This window comes from Shewanella olleyana (assembly GCF_023283825.1).
GTDB classification, from domain to species: Bacteria; Pseudomonadota; Gammaproteobacteria; order Enterobacterales; family Shewanellaceae; genus Shewanella; species Shewanella olleyana.
In genome coordinates, this window is the sequence record NZ_JAKILD010000007.1 from 1 (window position 1) to 22,710 (window position 22,710).

19 protein-coding genes are annotated in these 22,710 nt (G+C 41.9%); 12 read left to right on the forward strand and 7 right to left on the reverse strand.

The window, feature by feature from the left end:
• Window positions 1-189 precede the first annotated feature (189 nt).
• Together L2735_RS06410 and gndA are read right to left on the reverse strand one after the other, a co-directional pair.
• Window positions 190-489 carry a hypothetical protein gene (locus L2735_RS06410; RefSeq protein ID WP_248983918.1) on the reverse strand — a complete coding sequence of 100 codons (300 nt, stop codon included), beginning with the start codon at window positions 487-489 and terminating at the stop codon, window positions 190-192.
• 266 nt (window positions 490-755) lie between these two features.
• Entirely contained in the window at window positions 756-2,285 is a 1,530-nt protein-coding gene (gene gndA, locus L2735_RS06415; protein WP_248983919.1) for an NADP-dependent phosphogluconate dehydrogenase, read from the reverse strand.
• Window positions 2,286-2,691: 406 nt separating this feature from the next.
• Here gndA and L2735_RS06420 point away from each other — a divergent pair, with 406 nt between their 5' ends.
• Window positions 2,692-3,702 (forward strand): LysR family transcriptional regulator, encoded by a 1,011-nt coding sequence (locus L2735_RS06420; protein ID WP_248983920.1) that lies wholly within the window; start codon window positions 2,692-2,694, stop codon window positions 3,700-3,702.
• A 286-nt stretch (window positions 3,703-3,988) separates the two neighbouring features.
• On the forward strand, window positions 3,989-4,738 hold the full coding sequence (locus tag L2735_RS06425) for an SDR family oxidoreductase (RefSeq protein ID WP_248983921.1): 750 nt from the start codon (window positions 3,989-3,991) through the stop codon (window positions 4,736-4,738).
• Between the two features lie 146 nt (window positions 4,739-4,884).
• Here L2735_RS06425 and L2735_RS06430 read toward each other — a convergent pair whose 3' ends face one another.
• Both L2735_RS06430 and L2735_RS06435 read right to left on the reverse strand, forming a co-directional pair.
• Window positions 4,885-5,361, reverse strand: a complete 477-nt coding sequence (locus L2735_RS06430) for a hypothetical protein (protein WP_248983922.1) — start codon at window positions 5,359-5,361, stop codon at window positions 4,885-4,887.
• Between the two features lie 267 nt (window positions 5,362-5,628).
• Window positions 5,629-7,548, reverse strand: coding sequence for a propionyl-CoA synthetase (locus L2735_RS06435; RefSeq protein ID WP_248983923.1), 1,920 nt, complete (start codon window positions 7,546-7,548; stop codon window positions 5,629-5,631).
• A gap of 384 nt (window positions 7,549-7,932) precedes the next feature.
• On the opposite strand from L2735_RS06435, the gene L2735_RS06440 reads away from it, so the two are divergent.
• The 8 genes from L2735_RS06440 (at window position 7,933) to L2735_RS06475 (ending at window position 16,924) form a co-directional block, all read left to right on the forward strand.
• A complete protein-coding gene (locus tag L2735_RS06440) occupies window positions 7,933-8,328 on the forward strand; it encodes a MerR family transcriptional regulator (RefSeq protein ID WP_153915605.1) in 396 nt (131 codons plus the stop codon).
• 312 nt (window positions 8,329-8,640) lie between these two features.
• Entirely contained in the window at window positions 8,641-9,810 is a 1,170-nt protein-coding gene (locus L2735_RS06445) for an isovaleryl-CoA dehydrogenase (RefSeq protein ID WP_248983924.1), read from the forward strand.
• Window positions 9,811-9,972: 162 nt separating this feature from the next.
• Complete coding sequence (locus tag L2735_RS06450) at window positions 9,973-11,580, forward strand: carboxyl transferase domain-containing protein (protein ID WP_248983925.1); 1,608 nt, start codon at window positions 9,973-9,975, stop codon at window positions 11,578-11,580.
• A 38-nt stretch (window positions 11,581-11,618) separates the two neighbouring features.
• Window positions 11,619-12,449, forward strand: coding sequence for an enoyl-CoA hydratase-related protein (locus tag L2735_RS06455; protein WP_248983926.1), 831 nt, complete (start codon window positions 11,619-11,621; stop codon window positions 12,447-12,449).
• A complete protein-coding gene (locus L2735_RS06460) occupies window positions 12,449-14,518 on the forward strand; it encodes an acetyl/propionyl/methylcrotonyl-CoA carboxylase subunit alpha (RefSeq protein WP_248983927.1) in 2,070 nt (689 codons plus the stop codon). The genes L2735_RS06455 and L2735_RS06460 overlap by 1 nt, the downstream gene beginning before the upstream one ends.
• A complete protein-coding gene (locus tag L2735_RS06465) occupies window positions 14,518-15,438 on the forward strand; it encodes a hydroxymethylglutaryl-CoA lyase (protein ID WP_428848297.1) in 921 nt (306 codons plus the stop codon). The genes L2735_RS06460 and L2735_RS06465 overlap by 1 nt, the downstream gene beginning before the upstream one ends.
• Window positions 15,439-15,540: 102 nt before the next feature.
• Window positions 15,541-16,257, forward strand: coding sequence for a CoA transferase subunit A (locus tag L2735_RS06470; protein WP_248983928.1), 717 nt, complete (start codon window positions 15,541-15,543; stop codon window positions 16,255-16,257).
• A gap of 10 nt (window positions 16,258-16,267) precedes the next feature.
• Complete coding sequence (locus L2735_RS06475) at window positions 16,268-16,924, forward strand: 3-oxoacid CoA-transferase subunit B (RefSeq protein WP_248983929.1); 657 nt, start codon at window positions 16,268-16,270, stop codon at window positions 16,922-16,924.
• 406 nt (window positions 16,925-17,330) lie between these two features.
• Here L2735_RS06475 and L2735_RS06480 read toward each other — a convergent pair whose 3' ends face one another.
• Together L2735_RS06480 and L2735_RS06485 are read right to left on the reverse strand one after the other, a co-directional pair.
• Entirely contained in the window at window positions 17,331-18,806 is a 1,476-nt protein-coding gene (locus L2735_RS06480; RefSeq protein WP_248983930.1) for a coiled-coil domain-containing protein, read from the reverse strand.
• Window positions 18,807-19,860: 1,054 nt separating this feature from the next.
• Entirely contained in the window at window positions 19,861-20,124 is a 264-nt protein-coding gene (locus L2735_RS06485; protein ID WP_248983931.1) for a hypothetical protein, read from the reverse strand.
• A gap of 592 nt (window positions 20,125-20,716) precedes the next feature.
• Between L2735_RS06485 and L2735_RS06490 the strand changes: the two genes are divergently transcribed.
• A complete protein-coding gene (locus L2735_RS06490; RefSeq protein WP_248983932.1) occupies window positions 20,717-21,265 on the forward strand; it encodes a hypothetical protein in 549 nt (182 codons plus the stop codon).
• A gap of 112 nt (window positions 21,266-21,377) precedes the next feature.
• On the forward strand, window positions 21,378-22,142 hold the full coding sequence (locus L2735_RS06495; RefSeq protein ID WP_248983933.1) for a sulfite exporter TauE/SafE family protein: 765 nt from the start codon (window positions 21,378-21,380) through the stop codon (window positions 22,140-22,142).
• Window positions 22,143-22,237: 95 nt separating this feature from the next.
• Here the strand turns inward: L2735_RS06495 and L2735_RS06500 are convergent, their stop codons facing one another.
• Window positions 22,238-22,639: a hypothetical protein gene (locus L2735_RS06500; RefSeq protein ID WP_248983934.1), complete on the reverse strand. Its 402-nt coding sequence runs from the start codon at window positions 22,637-22,639 to the stop codon at window positions 22,238-22,240.
• Between the last annotated feature and the right edge of the window lie 71 nt (window positions 22,640-22,710).

Here is a 22,710-nt window from a genome sequence, read left to right on the forward strand (position 1 = left end):
CATATTGTTGTGGACTAGGCTCTCGAAGCATGATGATAAACTTGGTTATTATCTGTACTTCTATTAGATCAAAGCCCTAGACGAATGTCTAGGGCTTTGTCAGCAGTCTGAGGCTTCCTAAGGAAGCCTTTTTTAAATGCGTTAAATCGTTTTCCTGATATTAACCTGTGCCAAAACTTTATCGGTACACTATTCAACTTCTGCAGCATTTTCTGCGGCGGCATTGGCTGAAATTTGTTTTCTATCAAAATTATCATTCAGTAAAATCAAATCAGCAATTGCGGCTCTTAACTTCACCGAGGCAGGCGCTTTTTTGGTCGTTCTTTGGCTCAGAGATTCTCGTAATAATACGACTTCTAATAATTTCTCGAGTGATTCACTATCTTTGATGTCTAAAGGCGGGAGTTTTTTATCTGCGGCTTGACTGTATTTATCATATTCGGCGATAAGTGATTCAATCGCTTCATCAACTCTTGCGGTCTTTTCCATATTAGCACCCTGCTCCGTTATATATTTTGCATCCTATAACTGAACCTATAACACAGTCGTCTGAGATACAAGTTTTCTTCAAGCTTGCTAATAAGTAAGTATTGAAATTAAGACAGATTTTTCAGCGATAACTAATGATATTAGATGATCAAAAGCAATAAAAAAGCGCCTTAATTATAATATATAGTAATTAGGCGCTTTATTCTTTTCTCACTGCTGGTGCTGGTGCTGGTGCTAGTAACCGACTTCAGCAAATTAAAGGAAATCTACACTTTAGATAAAGTACGCTCTTTAGCGCTCCAATCTAAATGGTACTTTTCACCGGCAGGCTTATCGGTACGTTCAAATGTATGTGCGCCGAAAAAATCACGCTGACCTTGAAGTAAGTTGGCCGGTAACGTTTCACTACGGTAACTATCGTAATACGCCACAGCAGAGCTAATACACGGTGCTGGAATGCCTTGCATTACTGACGCTGCTACCGTCTTGCGCCAATTCATATGCTTAGCTGATAAACTGTCACTGAAGGTTTGCGCCATCAGTAAGTTAGGAAGCGCTGCATCATCTTGATAAGCTTTGGTAATTGACTGTAAGAAAGTCGCACGTATGATACAACCTGCACGCCAAATCTTAGCAATTTCAGCAAAATCTAACGACCAATTTTGCTCTTTTGCAGCCATAGCCATTAATTGGAAACCTTGTGCGTAGCAACACACTTTGGCGCAATACAATGCATCTTCAAGGTTGGCAATAAACTCCGCTTTTTCAGCATCGTTAAGTGCAACTTTAGCTGGACCTGCAAGCTTTGAGCTTAAGTTAACTCGTAAATCTTTTTGTGTGCTCACAGCACGTGCATAGACAGCTTCTGCAATCGTTGGCGCTGGGCAACCAATTTGTAAACTGCTCACAGCAGTCCACAATCCAGTGCCTTTCTGGCCTGCTTTATCTAATATCATTTCAACCAGAGGTTGACCCGTTAACGGATCATCTTGTTGTAAAACCTCTGCACTGATTTCCATCAAGTAGCTGTTTAGGCTACCTTGATTCCAACCATGGAAAATATCACCAATTTCATGAGCAGTTAAACCTAAACCATCATGAAGTAACTGATAAGCTTCGCAAATCAATTGCATATCGGCATATTCAATACCGTTATGTACCATTTTTACATAATGACCAGAACCAGCTGGACCAATATATGTGGTACATGGCTCGCCTTCAGTGACTGGGTTGCCAGGCTCGAAGCGTTCAATGGGTAAACCTGTTTCAGGGTCGACTTTAGCCGCCATGGCTTTCCATACAGGCGCAACATATTGCCATGCATCTTTGTCGCCACTCGGCATGAGCGATGGGCCAAAGCGCGCACCAACTTCACCACCAGAAACAGCTGAACTAAAGAACACAAACTTGCCTTTAAAGCGCGCTTCACGTTCAACGGTATCAGTCCATAAACTGTTACCTGTATCAACAATAATATCGTCAGATTCGATACCAGCATCAATTAAAGCATTACACACACCATCAACTGGCCCACCAGCAGGAACAGATAGAACGATGACGCGGGGTTTAGCCAGAGAGTCGAGCATTTCGGTAAGATTATTACAACCAAGCATTCGGGGGGCTTTGTCGGCTTTTCTTTCCGCTTGTTCTTGATTAATAGCAGCATTTACTTTTTCACTGTCAAGATCAAAAGCGGCCACCAGGTAGCCATTATCAGCTATGTTTAACGCGAGATTTTTGCCCATTACACCGAGGCCGATAACACCGATGTCAGAACGAAATGGTAGGGTATTCATTATTATTTTCCAAAGGTCACAGAGATTAATCGCGCGTAGCGAATCCATTTGAAGGGGGATTATACGGATTTATGTAACAAAATTACAGTCGCAATATGTGTACACACTATTGCTGAAATAGGAAAACAAGCATTAAACAAGTTATATCTAATAAACACAGTAAGTTATTAAACAGTAAGTTAGTAAAGAAGGCTCATTAGTTCTAATAAGAAAATATAACAAAGGCATTATGGGTATTTTGTAAAACTTTAATCTGATATTCCCTAATACTATTCGTGAGTTAACATTTCAACCGTATAAGTCATACAAAAGCGTGATTGAAGTACAAATTTTATCATTTCGCACTCCTAAAGTACCTCTAAATTGGTACATTAACTGCAACGTTAATCCATAATAAGCGTGAATAATGATCCCTACAACGACACAAGAAAGGCTGCTTAACCTCGACTATATGACCTTGTTAGTGTTCTTAAGGTTGTACGAATTTCAAAGCGGAAAACTAACTGCTGAATCATTTAACGTTCCTCAATCAAAAATAAGTCGCTGTTTATCACGACTCAGAGATGCCTTCGATGACCCACTGTTTGTAAAAAAAGTCTCGGGTCTTGAGATAACGGATAAATCTCAGCGCTTATACCCTATTCTAAAAAGAATCGAAATTAACCATATCGATCTTGCCCAAGAAATTGATAAAAGTATCGATAGTCTTGATAACGACATCACCATTCACGCACCATCTGGTTTCACCAATGGAATTTTAAGAAAACTCTATAATTGCCAATGTAATAATGCATGCGGTCAAACATGTGTGAAATCTGCTGTACTTCAAGATAATGGTCCAAATGATGAAGAAATGCTGCTGAATAATCAGTGTGATGTTGTCATTACTTGTAACCCATCTATTCATGTCGGCATCCAAAGCACAAAGATCTGTGAAGTCACAGACACCTTTGTTGTTGCCAGACAAGACCATCCGATTTGGGACGAAATTTATAAGCCCATTCTCGATAGAGTGCTAAATTATCCCGTGATCCTTACAGAGGTTTTACACTTTAATAGTGAACTTGCAGCGACGCCGTTAAAACAATTTGCTGATGGTAGAACACGCGATTTAAAAGTGGCAGCCAAAACCAATAATCTCAATGAGATTTCTGACTTTTTGACTGGCACCGATGCCATTACGTTAGTGGTATCTCAAGGCGCTGTTGATTACCTAACGCATGATGACTCAATTCGAGCACAAATAGTGCCAAGAGCCGAACGCGCTGAACTGATGCGTAATAAGCCAAATATGACCTTGTATATGCAAACTCGCAAAACTGAGCGAAAGCTAACGGACTGCGTTAAAAGCAAACTCGCTGAACTCATTACAACAGGTGCAAATGGTTGTATTAAAGCCTGTCAGTACGAACGCTAATAACTAACCAAGCCAAAACAAAACAATACCAGCCATATTAAGTTGGTTGGTATCTCTTCTTTCAGTTCATTAAACTCACTTCCTACAGCACAAATACTCTATTAAATAATTCACTTATTTGACTCCATTCTCAATTGCCCGCAAGATAATTTAAGTTATTGCTCTGATTTTTCATAAGTAACACTTTGAATTGTGTAATGACATTCGGCTACAACTACAACTATTAAGTACAGCTACAGCCAAAATAAAAAACGACTCATACTCAATTGTTAAGAATGGAATCAAGATGCACAGACAAAATATCATCATTACTGGCGCAAGCTCGGGCTTAGGGCAAGGGATGGCACTTGAATACGCTAAGCAAGGTTCAAACTTAGGCTTGTGTGCGAGACGCACCGATCGTTTAGAAGAACTTAAAACTCAAATAAACCAAGCTTACCCTAATGTGACGGTGTTGATATTGGCGTTAGATGTTAATGACCACCAGCAGGTTTTCGAGGTCTTTGAGCAGTTCAATACGAAAATGGGCAGTGTTGATAGAGTGATCGTTAATGCGGGTATGGGTAAAGGTGGCTCAATTGGTACAGGATTATTTGAAGCCAATAAACAAACTGCACAAACTAACTTTGTCGCGGCATTAGCCCAATGTGAAGCGGCGATGCAGATTTTCAGACAACAGAACTATGGTCATCTGGTCACGGTTTCATCTATCAGTGCCTTACGCGGGTTTAGACGCGCAATGACCGTCTACGCAGCCACCAAAGCAGGATTGTCATCGTTAACGGAAGGGATTCGATTAGATGTAATGAATACCCCTATAAACGTCACTTGCGTTCACCCAGGCTATATTAAAACAGAAATAAACGATCACGCGGATGGCGCACCATTTATGGTGGATGCTGAAACAGGTTGTCGGGCTATGGCAAATGCTATCAATAAAGAGCGAGCTAACTGCTATGTGCCAAGTTATCCATGGGCGTTTATCCAGCTAATACTGCGAGTTTTACCTGATAAACTTTTGCGAAAAATGAGTTAAATAAGCAACAACTCGCTGCTTTAACAAACTAAAACCAACCTATATCGTTCAATAAATAATTTGATACCGGTTCATCTAAAATAATAAAAAACACATAAAAAAAGAGAAGCTAATAGCTTCTCCTTTTAGTAATTGATTTCAAAAACTCACTTAAGCTCGGTAATATTGATTGAACCTTTACCGTAAGTTGGGTGACCTTTTTGCTGCTCTTCAGGCAATTGATTAATACAATAATTGATATAAAAGATATTCAGCACCACAGTGAAAAATTTGTTCATTTTGAAATCAATACCGAAATTCACGTGGGCATAATCTTGCAACGCTGCCCGCGCTCTGAATGACCAAAATACGTATAAGAAAAAAGCTGCGGTTAATAACAAGGTCCCTATCGCCCCGATAAAGCCGAATTCGCTATGGGATAACACCCCACCAAAACCAAAACATACAGCAATAGAAAGTACAAACGAATCATCTGCGGTACGAATTGAGGTGATCTCATCCATTTTAGGATATTTAGCAAACAGCCAAATGATCGGATATATCCCACCAGTAAATACCGTTAACCAAAAGAGTCGGCTAGTTTTTGTATTAATCTTTTCAGGTAATTCTTTAATGTTGTTCATAAACGTAGATCAAGCCTTTGTCTTTTTACTGATTAAAAATAACGGGTCAACTATTTTGGTTAACAGTATCGATTATAAGATAAAAATCGCAGAAGTTTGATTAAATAACACTATAAATCAGCACTTAACTCCCATTTTAGACCAAATACACACCATATCCAGCTCATTAACCACAATCTTTAACAGTAAACCCTAATAAACAAAAAACGAGCCTTCTGGCTCGTTTTAGGTAATTAAATATTTAACTAGGTTGCTGATAAAGATTTGCTAAACCGTAAGCTCCTTAGTGAGCGAGTCAGCGTATCCCATTTTCGTTAACGCACTGCGGACAATATCCAATGTCATTGGATCTTCAATTGTCGCAGGTACAGTGTACTCATTGTTATCAGCAATCTTACGCATGGTGGCACGTAATATTTTACCTGAGCGGGTTTTAGGTAATTTTTGTACCGCGCTGACCAATCTAAATGAAGCTACGGGGCCAATTTCATGGCGTACTAATGCCAGCAGCTCTTTATATAGTTGTTCATCCGATAAGTTAACCCCATTTTTGAGCACCACTAACCCAAGTGGCACTTGGCCTTTAAGCTTATCCTGTACCCCAATCACAGCTGCTTCAGCAACCGCATCATGCTGACATAACACCTCTTCAAAGCGCCCAGTGGATAATCGATGACCCGCGACATTAATGATGTCATCAATACGACTCATAATATAAAGGTAACCATCCTCATCGATATAGCCCGCATCACCCGTTAAGTAATATCCGTCATACATAGATAAATAGCTGTCCACATAACGAGCGTCATTATTCCAAAGCGTGGTGAGATTACCCGGTGGTAATGGCAGTTTAATCACCACATTACCACTTTCATTGGCAGGCACTTGATCGCCCATGGCATCGAGTACTTCGACCTGATAACCAGGAACAGGTCTTGCGGGCGATCCCGCTTTAACTTCAATCGGATCAACGCCCATTAAGTTAGCAGCGACTGGCCAGCCAGTTTCTGTTTGCCACCAATGATCGATAACAGGCTTGTTAAGTTTATCTTGCGCCCAATAAAGGGTATCTGGATCGCAACGCTCTCCCGCCAAAAAGACTTGTCCTAAACAAGATAAATTAACGCCTTTAAGGAGTTCGCCATTGGGATCTTCACGTTTAATGGCTCTGATAGCCGTCGGGGCAGTAAAAAAGCTTTTCACATTATAGTTTTCAATAATACGCCAAAATGCACCCGCATCTGGCGTGCCTACAGGCTTACCTTCATACATTAATGTGGTAGCGCCAGCCATTAATGGCCCATAAACAATGTAAGAATGACCAACGACCCAGCCCACATCCGATGCTGCCCAAAATACATCCCCAGCTTCGATATTATAAATATGCTTCATTGACCACGTCATGGCGACAGCGTGACCACCATTGTCTCGCACCACGCCTTTTGGTTGCCCTGTGGTGCCTGAGGTATACAGCACGTACAAAGGATGAGTTGACTCCACAGGCACACAATCAACAAAGGGTGCATCTGCAATTGAAGCCTGCCAGTCAGCATCTCTCACTGGTTGCATCTCAGCAGTGTATTGAGGACGATTTAAAATAACGCAGTGATTCACTTTGTGGCTTGCCTGTTCTAGCGCTTCATCTAACAAAGGTTTGTATTTCACGACCCCCGAAGGCTCGATACCACATGACGCTGACAAAACTAATTTAGGTTTAGCATCGTTAATTCGTGTGGCTAACTCATTGGCCGCAAAGCCACCAAATACCACAGAATGAATAGCACCAATACGAGCACACGCTAACATGGCATAAGCAGTTTCTGGCACCATAGGCATATAAATCACCACCCTATCGCCCTTTTCAATGCCAATAGATTGCATGTAACCCGCTAAACGACTGACCTGAGAAAGTAACTCTTGATAGCTAATACTGTATTGATTTTGAGTGACTGGACTCACATATTCGATGGCGATTCGATCGCCATGTCCCGCCTCAACATGCCTGTCTACAGCATTGAAACAGGTGTTCATTTTACCGCCTGCAAACCACTGATAAAACGGCGCATTCGATTCATCCAACACTTGTTCAAACGGTGTATACCATGTCACAGCTTGTGCGGCTTGCTGCCAAAACCCTTGCTTATCTTGCAAAGATTGCTGATGCATTTGCTTTCCTAATCCAGCCATCTTCAACTCCCCTGTATCATGCTTGTAAGTTAATCTTTAATCACAACGATTATTTTTATTTCATTATGGCGTGGTTAAAAAATAAACCCCATTAGACCAAGGGATATAGCTTTTAGCTCACCCAAAACCAGCTACTTTGACATAAACTCAACAGCTAACGCATTGAAATTAAAACACTCGTATAAATTTTCATAACCAACAATCAGTGATAGCTGATATACTATGACAGCTTAATCACAGGCACTTTTGTAGAATTATCACCTCAATTGGCAAGCTCGATTTACAATAATCTCAGTCAAAAAACCAATTCCAAACTGGCATCAAACTTTACCTTTACGTAAACTTCATATATCTTGCATCAAAAGACGTACTTTTGGTGAAACGATGAGCGCAAACTTGAACCCACAATCCACATATTCAATCAGTGATTTATCAAAAGAATTTGATATCACCACACGAAGTATTCGTTTCTACGAAGACCAAGGGCTTATTAAGCCTAAACGCCGTGGGCAAACCCGTATTTACAGTCTAAAAGACCGTGTACGTTTAAAGCTAATTTTGCGCGGTAAACGCTTAGGGTTTTCATTAGCTGAAACCCGTCGTTTGTTTGAACTGTACGATGCTGATAAAAGCAGTACATCACAACTTCATACCATGCTTGATTTAGTTGAAGAAAAGAAAGCATCACTGCAACAGCAAATGGACGATATTAAAGTGGTACTAATGGAGCTCAATTCTGCAGAGCAGCAATGTCGCGCGGCACTTGAGCAAGAAAAGTAATCACTGAACGTGTTAGACCCATTGGAAAGTACAAAGTAGAAAATAAAACTACAACAATAAAAAAGCAGTAAGTTCAAATAGCTAAACTCATCGACGCTTTTGGCCTTACGCAGTAAAAATAAGCATTTAGTCAAAAATAAGCACTAAAGCTTAATAGTAGAAAACCGTCACATCATAAAAGGTAAGCATTGGGTCACTAAGAATCCAAGCTTACCAATGTTAGCAATAACAGTTAGACCATAAAAATTATAAGCCAAAGAAACAACATAGTTTCACGGCAGCAGTAACCTATATTCAACAGGACACAAGACAATGACATCACTCTACACAAGCCTTAATTTTGGCCTGGGCGAAGACGTGGACATGCTTCGCGACGCCATCAATGATTTTGCAACTAACGAAATTGCCCCTATCGCAGCACAAGTTGATCAAGACAATGCATTCCCTAATCACATGTGGCCAGTTCTAGGCGAAATGGGGTTACTCGGAGTCACCGTTCCTGAAGAATTTGGCGGCGCAAACATGGGCTACCTTGCCCATGTAGTAGCAATGGAAGAAATCTCCCGCGCATCTGCCTCTATTGGCCTGAGTTACGGCGCACATTCAAATTTATGTGTTAACCAAATTAACCGTAACGGCAATGATGCCCAACGTGCAAAGTACCTGCCTAAATTAGTTAGCGGTGAGCACATTGGTGCTTTGGCTATGAGTGAACCGAATGCGGGTTCTGATGTTGTTTCAATGAAGCTTAATGCCCGTAAAGAAGGCGATCGCTACATTCTTAACGGTAACAAAATGTGGATCACCAACGGTCCAGACGCTGACACCTTAGTGATTTATGCTAAAACCGATATCGATAAAGGCCCCCACGGCATTACCGCTTTCATCATTGAAAAAACCTTTAAAGGCTTCAGCACAGCGCAAAAGCTAGACAAACTCGGCATGCGTGGTTCAAACACCTGTGAGTTAGTTTTTGAAGACTGTGAAGTCCCAGAAGAAAACATTCTTGGCGGTCTAAACAATGGCGTCAAAGTCCTAATGAGCGGCCTAGATTATGAACGTGTTGTGCTATCAGGTGGCCCATTAGGCATCATGAATGCCTGTATGGATATTGTGGTGCCATACATTCACGAGCGTGAGCAGTTTGGTAAATCAATCGGTGAATTCCAGTTAATTCAGGGCAAAATCGCTGATATGTACACTGGCATGAATGCCGCAAAATCTTATGTCTATAACGTGGCTAAATCATGTGATCGCGGTGAAACGACCCGTAAAGATGCTGCAGGCGCAATCCTATACAGTGCTGAATTGGCAACAAAAATGGCATTAGATGCGATTCAGTTACTGGGCGGAAATGGTTATATCAATGAATATGCTACAGGCCGCTTACTGCGTGATGCCAAGCTATATGAAATCGGCGCAGGCACCTCAGAGATCCGTCGTATGCTGATTGGTCGTGAGCTTTTCAACGAAACAAAATAGTTGGCCCCAAAAGCTAACGTTAGAAGAACATAACTTAAACCAAATTATGGGCTAACAGCCTGTACCAAGGTAAATAGAAAGTGTTTTGCGTAACATGGTTGGGAGTTCCCCCATTGTCTCAGCCATGTTATCGCTCCCCTTTATCAAATAAGGATATGCATTGTGACGCAATTGAGCAGCCGTATTAACTCCCGTAGCGATGATTTTAAAGCCAAGCATAATGACATGGCCGCCATCGTTGACGACTTAAAAATCAAACTCGCAAAGATTGAACAAGGTGGCGGCCCTGCTGCCCTTGAGCGTCATTTATCGAGAGGTAAATTGCTTCCCCGTCAACGTGTTGAAAAACTACTCGACCCAGGCTCGCCATTTTTAGAAATTTCCCAATTCGCAGCCTACGAAGTTTATGACGAAGCCGTTCCTGCAGCAGGTGTGATTGCTGGCATTGGCCGAGTGAGCGGCGTTGAGTGCATGATTATCGCAAATGACGCCACAGTAAAAGGTGGCACTTACTACCCCATTACCGTTAAAAAGCATTTACGTGCGCAAGATATCGCTAGCCGTTGTCACCTGCCTTGTATTTACCTTGTCGATTCAGGCGGGGCTAACTTGCCTCGCCAAGATGAAGTGTTCCCAGATCGTGACCATTTCGGACGTATCTTTTACAACCAAGCACAAATGTCAGCCAAAGGCATTCCGCAAGTGGCAGTAGTGATGGGCTTATGTACCGCGGGCGGCGCTTATGTGCCAGCCATGGCCGATGAATCAATTATTGTAAAAGAGCAAGGCACCATCTTTTTAGCGGGGCCGCCACTGGTTAAAGCAGCAACAGGCGAAGAAGTCTCAGCAGAAGAACTGGGCGGCGCTGAAGTGCACACCAAAATTTCAGGTGTGGCAGATCACTTAGCCCAAAATGATGACCATGCACTAGAACTTGCTCGCAAATCGATTGCCCGCCTAAATCATCATAAACAAATTGAAGCTCAGTTAAGTCCAGTTAAACCGCCAAAGTTTGATATTAATGAGCTTTACGGCATTGTCGGTACCGATCTTAAAAAACCATTTGATGTAAAAGAAGTCATTGCCCGCGTGGTCGATGACTCTGACTTTGACGAGTTCAAAGCGAATTACGGTAATACCTTAGTGTGTGGTTTTGCCCGTATTCATGGCTACCCTGTCGGTATTGTGGCCAATAACGGCATTTTGTTTTCAGAGTCAGCCCAAAAAGGCGCGCACTTTATTGAATTATGTTGCCAGCGCAAAATCCCATTATTGTTCCTGCAAAACATCACTGGCTTCATGGTGGGTAAAAAATACGAACATGAAGGCATCGCCAAGCACGGCGCTAAAATGGTTACCGCTGTTTCTTGTGCCAGCGTACCGAAATTCACCGTCATTATTGGCGGCAGTTATGGCGCTGGTAACTATGGTATGTGTGGCCGCGCATTCGAGCCAACCATGATGTGGATGTGGCCAAATGCCCGCATCTCAGTCATGGGCGGCGAGCAAGCTGCGGGCGTGTTAGCCACAGTGCGCCGTGACGGTTTAGCCCGTAAAGGCCAAGAATGGTCTGATGAAGACGAGCAAGCGTTTAGAAAACCTATTGTTGAGCAGTACGATAAAGAGGGTCATCCGTACCATGCCAGTGCACGTTTATGGGATGACGGCATTATCGATCCAGCGCAAACCCGAGATGTTGTCGGTTTAGCGTTATCCGCGGCGTTAAATGCGCCTATTGAAGATACCAAGTTTGGTGTGTTCCGCATGTAATTGCGGTTATTCATTCAATATCAATAGGAGCATCAAACATGGTAATAGCCAACCAATATCAGTACATTCAATGCCAGCTTAACCAAGGCGTTGGAGAATTAATTCTAAACCGCGCAGAAAAGCACAATGCGTTTGATGAAGTGATGATCAATGAAATGATCACCGCCATTGAAGCATTTGCAAATGACGATGAGTGCCAGCAATTAATCTTGCGCGCAAACGGTAAAAACTTCAGCGCTGGCGCCGACCTTAATTGGATGCGCAAACAAGCAAAAATGGACTTTGAGCAAAACCTAAGCGATGCCAACGAGCTGGCTAAATTAATGCACGTACTGGATAAGTTTCCTAAGCCCACCATTGCTTTAGTCAATGGGGCGGCTTTTGGCGGCGCATTAGGATTAATTTGTTGCTGCGATATCGCCATCGCAAATAGCCACGCAAGTTTTTGCTTAAGTGAAGTCAAACTCGGCCTTATCCCTGCTGTCATCAGCCCTTATGTGGTTCGCGCCATGGGCAACCGCCAAGTTCGCCGCTACATGTTAACGGCAGAGCGCTTTAGCGCAGAAGTCGCTGTAACCCATCAAGTGATCCATGAGATTAATGATGATTTAGATGCCGCAGCGCAGCCATTCATTGATGCATTTAATGGCAATAGCCCACAGGGTATGGCTTGGGTTAAAACCTTAGTATCTCGCCTTGAAGATGGCGTCATTGACGACAAAACCCTTGCCTATACCAGTGAGCAAATTGCTCGCATTCGTGTGTCAGATGAAGGCCAAGAAGGCCTCAATGCATTTTTTGAAAAACGCTCGCCAGCTTGGACCAATAAGCAACAAAACGCCAAGCCTGATGCACAAGGAGCTCAATAATGTTTACCAAATTATTAATTGCTAACCGCGGTGAAATTGCTTGTCGCATCATCAATACAGCTCGCGCCATGGGCGTGCGCACGGTAGCGCTTTATTCTGATGCTGATGCCAATGCCCGTCATGTGGCCATGGCTGATGAATCATTTCATATAGGCGGCAGCGCCCCAGCAGACTCTTATTTAAAAGGCGATTTGATAATCGATATCGCCAAAAAATCTGGTGCTGAAGCCATTCACCCAGGTTACGGCTTCTTGTCAGAAAACGCTGACTTTGCCCGCAGCTGTGAACAAAACGGCATTGCTTTTGTTGGACCTGGTAGCGACGCTATCGACTCAATGGGCAGCAAGAGCGCGGCAAAAATCATTATGGGCGCAGCCAATGTGCCGTTAGTGCCGGGTTACCATGGTGATGACCAAACCGATGAAACATTGCTTACTGAAGCTGAAAACGTCGGCTACCCTATGCTAATTAAAGCCGCTTACGGCGGCGGTGGTAAAGGCATGCGTATCGTTGAAAGCCAAGCAGAAGTGCAGGATGCGATAAACTCAGCCCGCCGTGAAGCTGCCTCATCATTTGGTAACGACAAACTCTTAATGGAGCGCTACTTACGTCAGCCGCGCCATGTTGAAGTACAAGTATTTGCTGATACCTTTGGCAACACCATTTACTTATCAGACCGTGATTGTTCAATTCAGCGCCGTCACCAAAAAGTGGTTGAAGAAGCGCCAGCACCTGGGCTTTCAGATGCACTGCGTCAACAAATGGGCGAAGCCGCTGTAGCCGCAGCAAAAGCCATTGATTATGTGGGCGCAGGTACCGTTGAATTCTTACTCGATACTGACGATAGCTTCTACTTCATGGAAATGAACACTCGCTTACAAGTGGAGCATCCTGTTACCGAAATGGTCACTGGCCAAGACTTAGTTAAGTGGCAGTTAATGGTAGCTAGTGGCAGTGAATTACCGCTTAAACAAGATGAAGTCAGTGTTCACGGACACTCATTTGAAGTTCGTATTTACGCTGAAGATCCACGCAATGAATTTTTGCCAGCAGCAGGTAAATTAAACTTCCTGCGTGAGCCAGACCAAAACCGCCATGTGCGTATTGACTCAGGTATTCGTGAAAACGATGTCATCAGTAACTTTTACGACCCAATGATTTCAAAATTAATTGTCTGGGACGAGTCTCGCTCACGTGCGCTGCAACGATTAACCCATGCATTAAGCTCATACCAAATCAGTGGCCTTAAACATAATATCGAATTCTTGGCCAACATTGCTGAGCACAAAGCCTTTGCTGAAGCGGACTTTTGCACCGACTTTATCGAGCGCTACTCAAGCAGCTTGATTGGTGATGTAACCAATGATTTCGATAACGCTATTGCGTTAGCTGGTCTGTATCAAGTTCTTGCTCGTCAAGAAGCAGCAAAGGTTAACGCCACCAATAGCGATGACCCATACTCGCCTTGGGGACAAGTAAGCGGCTTTAGACTCAATAGCGCCAGCATTCATCATGTATCACTGCTGACTGAACATGCCAATACTCATGCAGGTAACAATAACAGTGCCAGTGACAGTGATGAGTCGGCACTGCAAAACCTCGTCATTACCGACTTGGGCGATGCACTGCATCTTGGTCTAAACGGTCAAGCCCTCAAGCTTGCTGGCTCAATTCAGGATGACGTATTACTGGCTGAAATTAACGGCCATAAAAGCAAAGTCCCTGTAAGCCATGAAGGTGATGATTTCACCCTATTCCTTCCATCTGGCAGTTATCACTTTAAAGCGGTATTAGATCAAGAAGCTGAAGATACATCCGATAGCGCAGATAAATTAAATGCGCCGATGAACGGCACTGTGGTGACACATTTAGTTGAAGTGGGCGATACCGTCACTGAAGGCCAAGGTTTATTGGTAATGGAAGCAATGAAAATGGAATACACCATTGAAGCGCCATTTGACGGAGTCGTCAGCGAGTTTTACTTCCAAAGCGGCGAGCTGGTTACCGATGGTGCCCAGCTCCTAAATGTAGAAGCACTCAATGTCGAAGCTGCAGACAAGGAAGACTAATGATGAATGTATCTGGTCTTCCTAAAAAGGTGAGCATCTTTGAAGTTGGCGCTCGTGACGGCCTGCAAAATGAAAAGGCTGTGACGACCCAAGACAAGCTTACTTTGATTGAGCAATTGGCTGAGGCAGGCATAACCCGTATTGAAGCAGGCAGTTTTGTGTCACCTAAATGGGTGCCACAAATGGCCGACTCAGGTGAGGTTTTTACTCAGCTAAATCAACATAACCAACGTAAAGCTGGAGTAGTCTATTCCGCACTGACACCGAATTTAAAAGGGCTGGAACTCGCGCTTGACGCTGGCGCCGATGAAGTTGCCATCTTTGGCGCAGCATCAGAAACCTTTAGTCAGCGCAATATTAACTGCTCAATTGCAGAGTCCATTGCCCGCTTTGAGCCAGTCATGGCGCTAGCTAAAGCAAAAAACATCCCTGTTCGCGGCTATGTCTCTTGCGTGCTTGGCTGTCCTTACGAAGGTGACATTGATATTAACGAAGTCGCCCGCGTGTCTGAAATACTTTACAAAATGGGCTGTTACGAGATTTCTCTTGGCGACACCATAGGTGTTGGCACGCCCATTAAAGCCCGTAAGATGGTTGAAGCTGTCGCTAAATTAGTGCCTGTTGAAAAACTCGCACTACACTTTCATGACACCTACGGCCAAGCACTCGCCAATATTCAGGCCTGTTTAGATACTGGCGTGAGTGTCATTGACTCATCGGTTGCAGGACTGGGTGGCTGCCCTTACGCCAAAGGCGCATCAGGCAACCTTGCCACCGAAGATGTTGTTTACATGCTGCACGGCATGGGCATAGAAACTGGTGTTGATTTAACGAAACTTGCTAAAGCTGGCAATCAAATAAGCCAAGCCTTAGGCCGAGACAACGGTTCAAAAGTGGCTAAAGCCATTAGCGCGGATTAGTTTTTAGTTACAGCAGAGCTATTAGCTCAAGTTAACGAGCTAATAGACAAACACAGAATAAGTACACACTTTGCACCTTAGCAAACTGAAAAGGACAAGATGATGGCAGGACTCAACAAAGTCGTTCAAAGCTACGAAGAAGCCTTACAAGGTTTAACAAATGACATGACCATCATGGTCGGTGGTTTTGGCCTATGCGGTATTCCAGAAGGCTTAATTAACCACATGGTAAAAATGGGCGTATCTGGTTTAACTGCCATTTCAAATAATGCGGGTGTGGACGATTTCGGTTTAGGCTTACTGCTTAAACAACGTCAAATCGCCACCATGATCGCCTCATACGTCGGTGAAAATGCCACTTTTGAGCAGCAAATGCTCTCAGGTGAACTTAATGTCATCTTAACGCCACAAGGCACATTAGCTGAGAAAATCCGAGCTGGCGGCGCGGGTATCCCTGCCTTTTTCACAGCTACAGGTTATGGCACCCCAATTGCTGACGGTAAAGAAACCCGTGAAATCAAAGGCCGTCATTACGTGCTTGAAGACTCACTTACCTCAGACTTTGCCCTTGTTCGCGCTTGGAAAGCTGACACCATGGGTAACTTAATCTTCCGTAAAACTGCAGCTAACTTCAATCCTATGATGGCGACTGCTGGCAAGATTACCGTTGTAGAAGCAGAAGAAATTGTCCAGCCAGGTGAATTAGATCCAAACCACATTCATACCCCAGGTATATACGTTGACCGCGTGATCCAAGCCAGCTTTGAAAAACGCATCGAGCAACGTACAGTCAAACCAACTGACGCGGTAGCAAAATAAGGAGCAAGACATGGCATTATCAAGAGAACAACTTGCTCAACGTGTAGCACAAGAAATGCAAGACGGCTTTTACGTTAACCTTGGCATCGGTATCCCAACGCTAGTGGCCAACTACATTCCACAAGGCATGAGCGTCATGCTGCAATCTGAAAATGGCTTATTAGGTATGGGCGAGTTCCCAACTGAAGAAACCATTGATGCAGACCTTATCAATGCAGGTAAGCAAACCGTCACCGCTGTTGATGGCGCATCATTTTTCTCATCAGCAGAAAGCTTTGCCATGATCCGCGGCGGCCACGTCGACTTAACCGTACTAGGTGCTTTTGAAGTGGATGTTAATGGTTCAATTGCATCATGGATGATCCCAGGCAAGTTAATTAAAGGCATGGGCGGTGCAATGGACTTAGTGGCTGGCGCTGACAATATTATCGTCACCATGATGCACGCTGATAAAAAAGGTAACTCAAAGCTACTGCCTTTATGTGAGCTGCCATTAACAGGTTATGGCTGTATTAAACGCGTAATGACTGATCTTGCCTTTATGGAGATCAAAGACGGCGCATTCCACTTGTTAGAGCGCGCACCAGGGGTGTCGGTTGAAGAGATCCAATCTAAGACTGCAGGTAAGTTGGTCGTGCCAGAGCATGTACCAGAAATGGTGTTTTAACTTTTAGCCAAAAGTTAAATGGTTGGTCTTTTAAAATCAAAAGCGAGCTTTATTGGAGGCTCGCTTTTTTGTTGGTTTAATTTGAGTTTTTTGGGATTGTATTTAGCAACCAAGATAACAGCAAGATCAAGGTCGTGGCGCTTCGCCCACACCAGACCAAAAGGGAGTGAACGGCAACTCCCTCTTGGAACACCCACCCGCTCCAACGAAGTGTTTTTCCTCTGACTACTAAGCCAATTCACTACCGCCTCAGAATCGCCATCCCTGGCTCAACTGAGGCTATGTCGGCGTCCTGCCTCCATCACGTGAATTGACTTAACGTCATCGGACACTTCGAATGGAGGTTGTTGAGTAGGCAGGTTTGTTTGATGACTAATTCATAATGTTCATCAAAAACACCTACGTACTACTTTGAATTCATAGCTTTTAAAGCTTCAATGATAATATTATTCTTATCTACTTCAGGTTCACTTTTAGAAAAAACCTGCATAATTAGTTTTATTTTAGTATCACGTTTAAACTCAAGCTTTTGATCATCAGTCATGTCTTTACAATCAAGTGAGTTAGTAATTTGTTCAGCAAGAATACCTGCTTTTAACATTGTCATTTTTTCGGTATTCAGAGAGATAATATGTTTTATTAAGAAAAAGAACACACTAGATAGCCCCCCAATAATCAATGTTGTAGCTGTTATTAATGGTAATCTACTCAACAAGATATCCCATGCACTTACATGAACTAAGTACGGTAAAGTTTTAGTAAAATCTTGACCATTTGCATATATATAAATAGCCATAAAAACTAGGCCTAAAAACGTAAGACCTGCAAACCAATAATATGGTGTTAATTGTTTAGCGGTTTCTTTAGAATGACCTATTGTGTCAAACGTTGTTAGGTTCTTTTCTCTCTGCGCATCAGCTAATTCTTCCTTTATCGCATTTAAAGTGGCCCCCTCTACAATGATATTATTTTTAATATCATTCAATCGAGTTTCTTCGTTCTTTAAAAAGCTAGACTTTGATTTAATTTCAGATTGAAGGCTATCTATCTCAAGTGATTTTTGGTTTACATCAGCAACTGTATTATCAAAATCTTTAGATATAGTTTTTAATTCATTTTGAACTTTTTTTAATGAATTTTGACTAGTCTTTAAGCTTCCCTCTACATTAGCCTTTTCTTGCTCCAAAACATCAATATCACCCTTTAATGCTTTAAAATTATCTTTCTCAATTCTAATTAATCTATTTATTTCATCAGTTTTTCTTGAGGCTTTCTGAATCAAAACTTGAGGTAAATCGCTTGCCTTTTTTAATAACTTTTGTATATTTTTTAATTTCTTCTGGTCTGAATGAAGATAAGTGGCCCTTGCTAATTTTACTGATTCCAATTTACTTCTTTTAGGTAGAATGACACCAATGACTATTTGATGTACTTGATATACTGTTACTTCTTTAGAAATTAATCCCAAACCCTCATATTGAGTAGTTCTTTGTGTTGTTATTTTTTTATCAGTTCCCAAATAAGATATAAGCCTAATAGCACTATCATTCTCTTCATAAGGTGTATTTATACAAGATAACTCTGCTAGGATTATGGGTTCAGAAAATAAAAGAACATTCTCGCCACGCAATGCTGCTTCATCATAGTTAGCAACTAATAACGCACCACGTACGAACTCTTTTTCTTTATCATCAAAGTTTTTAGGGTCAAAATCACTAAAATATCTAATCAATGAGGTGTTTTCATCTGACTTAAAGTTTGAGTAAAATGAATCTAAACCTTCAAGATATTCTTCAAAAGGTGCTGTAATACTGATTTCATCAATTCCACTAAAAACTTCATTCAAGTCAATTTGTGCTAAGTTTTCTCTTTGATTACTCATCTTGCATTCTCTATTCTGACACTATGCCTTTGATACATATAGTGTATCAGTTTTAATATGGAATTAAGTGGAATAAGTGAATAAGTCGTGTCAGATCAAACTTTCTCTATCTACCAACAAATGAACATGCGGGTTCGATGATCTCCGTTGGAAGTGTCTGAATGCGTTAAGCTAATTTGCGTGATGGAGGCAGGACGCCGACATAGCCTCAGTTAAGCCATGGATGGCGAGTCTGAGGCGGTAGCAAATTCGCTTATTTAGCATGAAGAACAACACTTCGCCGGAGCGGCAAGGGATGTCGAGAAGAGAAATGCTGTTGTTTCCCTTTCGTCTGGTGTGGGCGAAGCACCACGACTTTATATCTTAGTGACCGACAGGTCATAAGCAAGACCCCATGTCATCGTGACATTCATATATCCATATACAGCAGATACGAATCAAATAAGGTGGGTCAGATCAAACTTTCTCAGTCCAACACCAAATGAACCTGCCGGCTCGATGTTATCCGTTGGAAGTGTCTGAATGCGTTAAGCTAATTTGCGTGATGGAGGCAGGACGCCGACATAGCCTCAGTTGAGCCATGGATGGCGATTCTGAGGCGGTAACAAATTCGCTTATTTAGCATGAAGAACAACACTTCTCCGGAGCGGCAAGGGATGTCGAGAAGGGAAATGCTGTTGTTTCCCTTTCGTCTGGTGTGGGCGAAGCACCACGACTTTATATCTTAGTGACCGACAGGTCATAAGCAAGACCCCATGTCATAGTGACATTCATATACAGCAGATACGAATCTGAGGCGGTAGTAAATCCGCTTATTTAGCATGAAGCTTATCTACTACAAAAAGTCACTTCGTCAGAGCGGTAAAATTCTTATAAAAATCAGAAAAAAGGGAAATGCTGTTGTTTCCCTTTCGTCATTTTTAATAAAGATTAAGAGCGAAGCACCACGACTTTAAATCTTAGTGACCGACAGGTCATAAGCAAGCATCCATGTCATCGTGACCGATAATAGATCATTGGTACATACATAGCACCAGCTAACAAATAACCAACTCTAATTCAGAAATAAAACACCAATCAAAAATGTTACCCAAAGTGATAAACGAATAGCGACAACTTTTTTAGGCTTTTTAACACCTTCACCAAACTCATTATTACCAAACCCTTCAAAGTCTTTTTTAAATCCCATTGACCACATTATAAACGCACAGAAGTAAATACCTGCTGCATAACTAATATCAAACATATAACTAAAGGCTGATCCCACAATCGCGCATGACAACATCGACATAAAAACAGGTAATACAATATTTTTCATTCAAACTCGCTCTGTAAACTCGAATTTCCCAACCACTGAACAAGCTAAGTGCTCATTCAATATGCCTTTAAACCTAGAGGCTGACGGTAAAAGAAGATTCATTGAAATTTGGGTACTAATCACAATAAGAAAGTCCAATAATAAAAATAGTGACCACTTAGCACAAGCTCAAATATGCCAATGAGTGATGATGGTAACAAGTTTGATTTAATTACCTATTCTGTTAATTTTTAATAAAAAAATGAAATAAATACTGAGTATATGCTGCCTATTTTCAACTGGTAAATTGCAAAGCTGTAAACCTTCTCTATCAGACACTAAATAAGCCTATTGGTATTGTTGCCTCCATTGGAGGTGCATGAATTAGTTAAGTTATTATGCGTGATAAAAGCAGCTCATTCTCCAGTAACCATGCGCTACATCGCGTTTTGATATCACTATCCTAATAAATACAAGACACCTGATTATTATCAAATAACAAAAGTTAGTTTCTTCACAATAAAACCTGTCTTAACGATTATACCAAAGTGCCATATCGACATTGTGTTAATTACACTAAGCTAAAGTAAACGCCTCAAATAAAACAAGTTATATGACTACCGAAAAAAAAGTAGTAGATGGAGTTTACGAAACTAAAAAAATGTACCTCACCATTGGTACTAACTCAGTAAATAAACGCTTTAAGCCATCACGTAAATACATTAGCCGCTATAACATCGAAAAAGAGTCATTAATCCGCCTTAAAGGCATTAATGGTGTGCCGAATTTAATTAGTTTTGATGACCAACAAAAGATACTTGTGATGTCTAAGCTGCCAGGACAAAGCCCTAGCCATTTAAATAAGCAAAATTTACATGATTTAACCGTCATTATTAATAAAATGCTTGATTCTGGTGTTGCTCGTCATGCATTACCTATTCGAGATCTCATCGTTGATAGCAGTAATAAACTGGGGGTCGTTGATTTTGAACGCTCTACTCTAAAGGGCTCCATATTTCGCTTTGATTGGTATGTTGCTAAAAAAGTGACTCACTACCATTTATATCGCTTAATCGCGCAATTTCAGCCTAATTTGTTGACTCGTAAACAAGCCTTAAAACTGAATTTTGTCACTACACTAAGGCAAGCATTTAAGCGCTAGCAAAATAGATGCAACAATAATCTCAAATCTAAGCGAAAACCCATTGATAATATTGCCCCTTTAGCGACAACAAGTTAGGCTCAATCCCTACCTTACTACCTTGGCTGATTGAATGACTTTTGATGTCGTATTGCTATTACTTGCCGGCTTTTTTGGCGGAGTGTTAAATTCACTCGCTGGTGGTGGCAGCTTTATTACTTTCCCTGCGCTTATTTTTGTTGGTGTACCACCGATTATGGCCAATGCCACCAACACCTTTTCATCATTTGCGGGTTACCTTAGTGGCGCTTTTGCCTTTAGACGCGAACTAAGCTCACATAAGAAAGAGTTAGTGGTTATCGTGTTAACTAGCTTACTAGGCGGTGGGTTGGGCGCATGGCTATTGCTTTTAGCCCCTGAAGCAGTATTTCAGCAAGCCATCCCTTGGCTGTTACTCTTTGCTACTGTGCTGTTTATTTTTGGTTCAAGAATAAATCAATTCGTCAGTCGACTCTCAGGTAAACATAAATACGCCTCCCAATTTGGCGCTGTTCTTTTATTCTTAGTTCTTTTATCAATTTGTATCTATGGCGGCTTTTTTAATGCGGGGCTCGGGATTATCGCATTAAGCTACTTAGCCTTGGCTGGTCACTCAGATATTAATGCGATGAATGGCCTTAAACTGATGATTTCATCTTCAGTGTCATTCATTGCTATCATCTTGTTTATTTATAATGATGCCATTGCTTGGTTTGAAGGTGGCGTTGTGCTGATTGGTACGTTAATTGGCGGCTATATGTCTGCTCACATATCAAAACGGATTTCTCAGCGACATATAAGAATATTTGTCATCGTAATGAGTTGCGCTATAACGCTATACTTTTTTGTGGCGACATAATTGAATTTAAGGGAGGGTTTCCCTCAAATTCAAGTTCAGTTTGTCGAGTTTTATCTTTTTGTTGCTTGCTGAAATTAAACGTCAGATAACAATGACTAAAAATGATATCTCACGCCGCCAATAGCTTCTAGTTCGACATTGACATCATCAATCAAGTACAAGGTAGGCTGTGCTTCAATAAAAAACGTAAAGCGCTCTACTTTAGTATGAGCGCCAAATACTGCTCTTGCGCCCAACTTAACATTATCTTTGTTGCTATCAGCAATTTTACCGCCCACGCCCCAATAAAAATGAGGGTGATCGTTAAAATTAAACATTTTATCCAGCGTAAATGAAAAATCATCGAAGCCAACGCCAAACTTGTAATTATCCATTTTAACGTTAATGCCGGAATCACTTCCGACCATGAGGCCAACTTCTGGTGCTGCTGATACTGACGGAGTGATAATTGAGGTGATAAATAGCATTAATGATGTATATAAACGAGCAGACTTCATGGTTAACCCTGATACTTTAAAAAGCCACATCCTAAGGAGTTTGTATATCAGAGTAAATTTTTCAGGTGTTT